The 8,925-nt window shown below is 43.0% G+C and carries 5 protein-coding genes; 1 reads left to right on the top strand and 4 read right to left on the bottom strand.

The features are described 5' to 3' along the window. Together BHV83_RS14845 and BHV83_RS14840 are read right to left on the bottom strand one after the other, a co-directional pair. Positions 1-156, bottom strand: a 156-nt coding sequence (locus tag BHV83_RS14845) for a glycosyltransferase family 2 protein (protein WP_286757665.1), incomplete at its 3' end; no start/stop codon positions are given. A gap of 134 nt (positions 157-290) precedes the next feature. Further along, entirely contained in the window at positions 291-2,060 is a 1,770-nt protein-coding gene (locus BHV83_RS14840; protein WP_286757664.1) for a tetratricopeptide repeat protein, read from the bottom strand. Between the two features lie 561 nt (positions 2,061-2,621). Between BHV83_RS14840 and BHV83_RS14835 the strand changes: the two genes are divergently transcribed. Further along, a complete protein-coding gene (locus tag BHV83_RS14835) occupies positions 2,622-3,998 on the top strand; it encodes an MATE family efflux transporter (protein ID WP_005863698.1) in 1,377 nt (458 codons plus the stop codon). A gap of 44 nt (positions 3,999-4,042) precedes the next feature. Here the strand turns inward: BHV83_RS14835 and BHV83_RS14830 are convergent, their stop codons facing one another. Both BHV83_RS14830 and BHV83_RS14825 read right to left on the bottom strand, forming a co-directional pair. Continuing rightward, positions 4,043-5,710: a RagB/SusD family nutrient uptake outer membrane protein gene (locus BHV83_RS14830; protein ID WP_005863701.1), complete on the bottom strand. Its 1,668-nt coding sequence runs from the start codon at positions 5,708-5,710 to the stop codon at positions 4,043-4,045. Between the two features lie 16 nt (positions 5,711-5,726). Then, complete coding sequence (locus BHV83_RS14825; protein ID WP_005863703.1) at positions 5,727-8,741, bottom strand: SusC/RagA family TonB-linked outer membrane protein; 3,015 nt, start codon at positions 8,739-8,741, stop codon at positions 5,727-5,729. Positions 8,742-8,925 lie beyond the last annotated feature (184 nt).

The following is an 8,925-nucleotide window of genomic DNA, read 5'->3' as shown; positions in this document are numbered from 1 at the left end:
GTATCGCCCAACAATCTCTTTCGCCGGTATCTCCGAACCATCCTCCACCACGATAACCTCAAAATGGACATAGGTTTGCTTGCAAAGGCTTGATAACAGATCATCAAGCTCATCCGGCCTGTTATAAACAGGAATAATAATGGAGTATAAACGCATATCTTTTGTATAAAAGTCTAGCACAAATGTAGACTCATTTTCATACATAGTCAAGGAACACACATGGACAAATCAAGACCAGATAACACTGATAATCAATAAATTAAAAACACGCATATGGACATCCCCTGTTTTTAGTACTCTTTGAGATATTGATCTAGTAAGAAACTTACGTCGGAAGGTATTTGTTTGCTTTTTTTGATACGCTGTTTGATACGCTGTTTCTGTTTGGATACAGACTCGGGGAGAGAGTTCGCAAAAACAGCTATTTGGGAAGAACTGAACCCCATCTTGATTAAGCAGCAATATCGCTTATCTAATTCGGAGAAATCAGGGAAATCTTTCTCTAACCGTGTATAGAACTGATGGTATTGCAAGTTTGTCCAGTTTATGATTAATGACCAATCTGCATCCTTCAGATATTTAGGATGCTCTTTTAGGTCTTTCAATTTATCGAAATAAGGTAATTGCTCATCTAGTTTCTTATATGAGGATTTCAGTAGCTCTTCATATTTCTCTATCTCTTTATGGGACTCCGCATTTTGATCCAATAAACTTTTATTCTCTGAAACAATCTCGTCGATTTCCTGCTGTTTATTATTTAACGTGGCGATCAATTGCTCATTTTCTTTTATACGATTCTCATTCTCTCTTATCGATTCCTTGTAAATTCGTATTTGCTCTCTAGCATGCGCTAAAGATTTTTCCTTCCGCAATACACGATATTGATAGACTATTATAAGAATCAACAGAACCGCAGTGACAAACAAGCCGATTATCTCTTGATTCGTTTTTTCTAGTTTTAGCTGGTTATTTATGTTCAACAATCTCTCATGATCATACCGAGCCTGAATTTCAGCCAATTCTCCAGCATGATTTATTACCTGTAGCGAATCTGAGTAAATAAGATATTGGTTATTATATTCTATGGCCTCCTTGTAAAGTTTTTGTTCTACACATATATAATATAACACTTCATAGGCTTCACTTAGCGTATACAAATTGTCCGTTTCTAAAGATTTCTGAAAGTAGACCTTTGCTGAGTCTAGTTGCCCCAAACTCCAAAAAGCACTACCTATCTTGTAATATATTTGAGGAAGCTTATGTAAGGAAGATACTTGTAAACATAAGTCAAGCTCTTTTCTAGTGTAATGTAAAGCTTTTTCTCCTTGACTTAACTCATTATAAACAACGCCTAGCTCTCCCATAGCCATAGCTTCAAGTTCTAAATTTCCTAATCTTTTAGCATTTTCCAATGATTTACCAAAATAGAATAAGGCACTATCCATCTCATTTATATGCACATAAGTTCTTTCCAGCTCCGATAGAGCATAAGATATCCGTTCTCCATTTCCTGATCGTAATGCGTATTGATAAGCATCCTTTAATTGTACCAACGATTCTTCATAAAGATCTTGATAACGATACGTATTTCCTAATGATTGGCAGATCAGATAAGTAAAAAGCGGCTCATCCAACCTTGTCATTATATCTTTAGACTTTAAAAAGAGAGGTATCGCTTCCGTTAACTTTTTCTGATCCTCCAATAATTGTCCCTTATAATAATACGCTTGCGCCATCCTTTTCAAGTCATCCTCTTTCTCGAAATAATCCATCGCATCTTGAACCAACTTATCCGAGGAAGGGATATTCAACGAATCCGGAAGGCGTTTACCATATACCTTATCCCGGGCTTGTGCCAACAATAGCGCCCAAGTAGCATAGTTCTTTCCGCTAGAGAGTGATGATTGAGGCATAGAACGTAATATAGATAGAGCGCTATCCGGATGCTCCCACATCACAGATTCCGCACGAGATAATTCCGCAGGTAATGGTTTTTCTTGGCGCATACAAGAAAAAAGGGTAGCGAAAAGTAGCAAAGTCAGTCCTAGTGTTCTCTTCATTTAGATTACAGTTTACAACTTAAACGCAAGTTATAAAATTTATTTTATAAATACCACTAAAATATTTGTTTTTCAATAGTGATTTTGAGATACGATCAGCCAGCAAGGAGATGCGGCACACTATGTATCTACTAGTTATATTATGTATTTAAAATATTAGCATATAAGCATTTGCAGTTTTTTATGGTAAAAAACAAAAGTTTATCAATCAGAAAACTTTTGTTTCCCTATATAGAAACTAAAGTTTCTTCAGCACGAAACTTTTGTTTTCCCTAATAGAAACTACTTTTACATATATAGGCACTACGACACACGAACCTAAACGATAATTTGGTTTCTTGCGTTTTCTATCAAAACATGGTAGATAAAGAATGATAATTGTAGATATTTTCTATCTACAACCACTATATAAGATGTTTATTTATAAGGCATATAAGAAGGAATTGTAGATGTGGTAGATATTAAGTGTTTTTTATTAACTGGTAATTTATGGAACTCGATTATATAATCCAACAAGTTCTTGTAACTTTACAGCCATTTTAATTGAAATCCCGATTGAATATGAAGAACAAATACGAGGCTAGGCTAGGTACGGAACGTATGCTACCGCTGGTTTTCAAAATGGCGCTTCCGGCGGTAGCGGCCCAATTTGTCAACCTACTTTACAATATCGTAGATCGTATCTATATCGGGCATATTCCCGAGATCGGGACAAACGCTTTGGCTGGTATAGGGGTGACCACCTCCATCGTGATCTTGATCTCTTCTTTCTCCGCTATCGTGGGAGCGGGAGGTTCACCGTTAGCGGCTATCGCTCTCGGACAGGGCGACCGGGAACGGGCCGGAAAAATAGTGGGAAATGGATTTATATTGCTTATCCTATTTACTATATTCACTTCCCTCATCACCTATACCTTCATGGAACCGATCCTGCTTTTTACGGGAGCATCAAAATATACGTTAGGATATGCGGTGGATTATCTCTCTATTTATTTACTGGGCACTCTGTTTGTCGAGATATCCACGGGCTTGAATGCCTTTATCAACGCGCAAGGGCGTCCGTCTATCGCTATGTGCTCGGTTTTGATCGGGGCTTTATTGAATATCGTATTAGACCCTATCTTCATTTTCTGGTTGGATATGGGGGTAAAAGGCGCCGCGCTCGCCACGATCCTATCACAAGCTTGCAGTGCCATATGGGTATTGAGCTTCCTTTTCTCAAGACGTGCCTCCTTGCCTTTGGAAAGGCGGTATATGAGACTGGACCGAAGAATCGTACTCTCGATGTTCGCTTTGGGAATTTCTCCGTTCATCATGGCCAGCACGGAGAGTCTGGTGGGTTTCGTCTTGAATAGTAGTTTGAAAAATTTTGGTGATATCTATGTGAGCGCATTGGCTATCTTACAGAGTGCCATGCAATTCGCCAGCGTACCGCTGACCGGTTTCGCTCAAGGATTCGTACCGATCATAAGCTATAATTACGGACATGGAGACAAACAGCGGGTGAAAGATTGTTTTCGTATCGTGCTAATCGTTATGTTCTCTTTCAACTTGATACTCATGCTATTCATGATCTTATTCCCCTCAACCGTAGCCTCCGCTTTTACAAGCGACGAGGAGTTGATCGATACCGTCCGTTGGGTCATGCCCATCTTCTTGGCGGGTATGACGATTTTTGGCTTACAACGAGCTTGCCAGAATATGTTCGTAGCGTTGGGACAAGCTAAGATATCTATCTTTATCGCCTTGCTTCGTAAAGTAATCCTCTTGATTCCTTTGGCATTACTATTACCTCATTTTATGGGGGTAACCGGCGTATACGCGGCAGAAGCCGTATCGGATGCCACGGCCGCTATTTGCTGTACGTTGTTATTTATATGGAAATTCCCGAAGATACTAGGGAAAATCAAGCAAAAAGAAGAAAGGGCTGCCCAATAACGGACAGCCCCCTGATAAAGCCTTAAAGATTAAAATGAATCGTATTAATATCCCGGATTCTGTGTCAAGTTAGGATTCAGGCTAAGGATATCGGCATAGATGGAGAATACCGTTGTATATCCCGTCTTATCCTCTTGATAATCCAGTGAGCTGGCGGAATGTTTCACGCCTACATAACGGTCTACCGTAGCCTCGGTAAACTTACCGAAACGGATCAAATCCTGCCGGCGTACGCCTTCCCAAGCTAATTCAAGCATACGCTCGTCTAATAGCGTATCCAGCGTTACGTTTTGTAGCGGTTTGGCGCCTACACGGTTACGAACTTGGTTCACCTCATCGTCTCCATTCTGTCCCAGACGAATCTTGGCTTCCGCTTTCATCAGCAACGCGTCGGCGAAACGGAAGATCACGCAGTCATTTCCATGCAAGTTTCCACCATCCTGAGCATTCTGGTCGAACTCATATTTAGCCATACGAGCTCCGGCGGTCTTCACCAACAAACCATCGGAGGCATCCATATATACCTTCGGGGCGTTCGGCTCATATTTCAAAGGCACTTTCTGTCCGTCCCATTCCGTATAGATCGTCTTTCCGTCCGGACCGGTTACCTCGCCCGTAAAATAAGTAAGCTTACAACGAGGATCCTCATCCGCCGTACCGAACTTAAATACGTTCATCGCCTTCACCGTAGCGCAAGAGCCATTCCATCCGGATTGGCCGTAAGCGGTTGCATGATCATAATGGCGGGTACGTACCACGTTATAGTCCTTAGCGTCCGGATAAGCGACCGGGTCCATAGGAACCGTGAAAATATTCTCAACCGAGGTCTCGTTCGCTACGGCGAAATTCTCCGAGAAGTTTCCCTGCAATTTATAGCCCAAAGCCTCCAGCTTATCCACATAAGCGATCGTAGCTTCCCAAGCGTTCATCTCTTTACCGTCAACGGTAAACTTGATGTTCTTTCCAGCCGGACGATTGCCGTCCGTCCAATTGTCGTCCGCGTAAACCTCCGCATTCAACGCCAACTTAGCCAAGATCATATAAGCCACCGGCTTGGTAATACGTCCGTAATACTCACCTTTTTGGTTACTGCGGTTATCTGAAAGATAAGGCAACGCCTCCTCCAACTCCGAACGGACAAAGTTAAATACAACGCTACGTTCAGATTGCTTTACCTCAGACATCGGTGTCGTAGAGGAAGTTACCAACGGAACACGAGCGAACAAATCCAACAACTCATAATAGAAAAACGCACGGACCGCACGGACCTCTTCCAGATAAACCTTGAAATATTCCACGTCCGGTTGTTCCTCGGCAAAGGCTTGCAACTTATCAACACTCTGGTTGCATTTTCCGATCTGCTCATACAAGAAATCCCAAGAGTTCTTGGTCAAATCATTCATCGTGCCCCAACGGTGTAAGAAAATATTCTGCCATAAACCGCCATCTTCCCAGTCGCCAATACGGCAAGGAAGCATAGCCTCATCGCTGGAGAAGGTATTCAAGTCATATACATGACGGTCGTTACCCATGATCTTAAACATATTATTGTACAGGCTCGCAACCGTGTTTACATAGACCAACGTAGGGCTTTGGAACGCGGTCTCCTCATCAAACGCGTCTGTAGGACGCTCTTCCAAAAAATTAGAACAGGAAGAAAATGCCGCGGCGGCAGCGGCTATCATAAAGCTATATATAAATTTCTTTTTCATGACTCTTTAAATGGATTTAGAAGTTAACACTCAAACCTAATGAATACGTACGGGATAACGGATAGAAACGTTTGTTATCCATACCTAGGTCATTATTATCTTTATCGACCGTCGTACTGTTAATCATCGGAGACAAACCGGAGTAACCCGTGATCGTAGCTACGTTGTTCACCGAGAATGTCACACGGATATTCTTCACGTATTTCTCGATCTTCTTGCAATCGATGTTGTAACCCAACGTAATATAATCGATATTCAAATAATTGCCCTTTTCCAACCAATAATCAGAGATCGACTGGTCGTAGATCTTGCTTTCCGGAGCCTTAGCCAACGCGTTGTATGTAGGGAACTGGCTCAAGTTCATATAAGCTAGCGATGTACCGTTGAAGATCTTATGACCGAAAGCGCCGTTCATCTGCGTCATCAAGTCAAAGCGTTTGTAGCGGAAGCTGAAGTTCATTCCCAGATAATATTTCGGCATGGCTTGTCCGGCGATATAACGGTCGCCACCATCATTGGTATCCAAACCCTCTTTTCCATCGATCGTCTGATCCAAGTTGTAGATATAGCGGCCTTCGATAGCGTTTCCATTCTCATCCAAAGCCGGAGTCAAGCCCAAGCAACGAGGAATGTAGAACACTCCGACAGGCTGGCCTACCATCTGATAAACCACACGGTTGTTTCCTACGAAACCGGCACCACTCATACTGGACAGATCCATATATTGTTTCGCCTGCAACTCTTGTCCCATATAAGAACCGCTCAAGGAGTTCAATTTATTCTTCTGGTAAGAGAAATTCACGCCCATGTTGAAATCGAAATCCTTTGTCTTCACGATACCACCGCTTACAGCCAATTCCACGCCGGAGTTGGTCATCTCTCCCAAGTTCGCCAATAATTCCGGATATACGAACGGAGGAACCGGAACCGCGTATTTATACAACAGATCCGTAGTCTTGGAAGTATACCAATCGGCGGTCAACGTAAAGCGGCCATCGAGGATACCGGCGTCCACACCCACATCGAATGTCTTTTTCACCTCCCAACGCAAGTCCGGGTTCGAGTTACGTGTAAAGCCATAGGTAGCGGTAGAATTTCCATTGACGGAAGTCACACCGTTCGGGCTCATCAAAGCCAACGAGTTATAAGCCTCGATAGCATCTTGGTTACCGGTCAGACCATAACCCGCACGTAGTTTCAACTGGCTCAGCCAATCCACGTCTTTCAAGAAAGCCTCCTCATTCAACACCCAAGCGGCGGAAGCGGAAGGGAAGAAGCCCCATTTATTATTCATACCCAATTTAGAGGAACCGTCCGCACGTAAGTTCACGGTGGCGATAAAACGGTTGTCATACATATAATTGAAACGACCCATGAATGAGGCCAGACGATTCTCGTTTTGGAAAGAAGTCACGTCTCCGTATTTCACCGTACCACCCGCTTTCAGGTTGTTATAACCGAAGTAATCCGTCTCAAAGCCACGGGCACCGGCGCTAAATCCCGTATAATGGTATTTCTGTCCCTCTACCAAGGCCAAAGCGTCGATATGATGTTTCTCATTCAAATCCTTATTATAGGATAACTGGATATTACCCATCAAGATATTCTGCTTATTATCCGCACGGTAACCATGAGCGTCGGAAGTCTGCGTAATCGCTTTCAAATCTTTCGGGATATACTTCATGTTCTCCTTCACGTTATACGTATAAGAGCCGAATGCGCTCAGTTTCAACCCGTCCAGAATCGTCCAAGTCAATTTACCGTGTACGTTCACGTAAGCGTTCTTCTCACGATCCTGTATCTCAAGGCGTCCCAGCGGGTTCTGGATCTCGTTCGCGTAGGGATCCTCATCCCATTTGCCATCCTCATTCTTATGCGTAGGGAAGGTCGGGTTGTAAGTGGCGGCCGAATAGAAAGTCTTCTCATAATCGTTCGTATAATCCACTTGTTTCAAGGAACCGAACATACCGAACTCGATTTTCAACTTATTGTTGAACATATTCTGTGAAGCGTCCAGTTTAGCCGTATAATTCTTCATACCGCTATTCTTGATAATACCCTGTTGATCGATCACGCCTACAGAAGCACGATAATTCGAATCGTCGTTACCCGCGCCGAAAGAGATGTTATGGTTCTGCGTATAACCCAATTGCTCGATCTCGTCGAAGAAATTCGTATTACCTCCCATATCCAGCGGAGTCATGCCTAACGCCTTCGCCGTAGAGCGGAACTCATCGGCGGATAACATCTTCAAGTTCTTATAAACATTACTGATACCGAAGTTGCCGTTATAACTCAACGTCTTCATACCGTTCTTACCTTTCACCGTAGTCACTACGATTACACCGGCAGCACCACGTGAGCCGTACTGAGCGGTCTCGGAAGCGTCCTTCAAGATCGTGAACGTCTCGATGTCGGCGGGAGCGATCGCGTCCAACATGCTCAAATCACCGAATACGCCATCGATAATCACCAAGGGATCATTACCACCGGACAAAGAGGTCGTACCACGTACACGGATAGAAGGCTTAGAGGCAGGGTCGCCACCCGTCTTGGAGATTACCACACCGGCAACCTTACCCTTCAAGGATTCCAACGGCGTGTTTACCACACCTTGGTTCATATCCTCTTTCTTGATACGCTCTACCGCACCGGAGATCGTACGTTTGCTACCGGTAGCGTAACCTACTACTACCACCTCGTCCAACGCCTCTACATCCTCGTCCAGAATGATATTCAGGTTCTGCTGTCCATTTACCGGGATCTCTTGTGATTTATAACCGATATAAGAGATGGTCAGAGTCCCGTCTTTCGGAGCTGCCAACGTGAAATTTCCGTCCATATCGGAAATCGTACCATTCGTTGTTCCTTTCACAAGGACACTAGCTCCAATAATCGGATCGCCGAATTTAGAGTCTTTCACTACACCTTTTACGGTAATGTCTTGAGCATAACTGCTAAAGGAAAGAAAAAGTCCCAAAAGAAGTAGGAACAAACCTCTTTCCCGCAAAGAGAAGAAATGCTTTTTCATGCTTTACAATTTAAGATTACTAAATTAATTTTATTTATTTCGTTTGCTTGATAAAACAACCAAGAGGGGGAATCCCCCCCTTCTCGGACATAAAATAATCTTACAGGAATAAAGGGCGGGTAAAAGCGGGCCTAGTTGTTATATAATAAATTGATTTGATCATAAAATAGAATACTTTTGTTAC

It is taken from the genome of Parabacteroides sp. merdae-related_45_40, from assembly GCF_001915675.1.
The sequence above is the reverse complement of the archived record's forward strand: the minus strand, read 5'-3'. Positions and strand labels throughout refer to the sequence as shown.

Excerpts from the sequence above, each read along its gene's own strand:
- BHV83_RS14840 (WP_286757664.1), bottom strand. The coding sequence starts at position 2,060 with ATGAAGAGAACACTAGGACTGACTTTGCTACTTTTCGCTACCCTTTTT.
- BHV83_RS14835 (WP_005863698.1), top strand. The coding sequence starts at position 2,622 with ATGAAGAACAAATACGAGGCTAGGCTAGGTACGGAACGTATGCTACCG.
- BHV83_RS14830 (WP_005863701.1), bottom strand. The coding sequence starts at position 5,710 with ATGAAAAAGAAATTTATATATAGCTTTATGATAGCCGCTGCCGCCGCG.
- BHV83_RS14825 (WP_005863703.1), bottom strand. The coding sequence starts at position 8,741 with ATGAAAAAGCATTTCTTCTCTTTGCGGGAAAGAGGTTTGTTCCTACTT.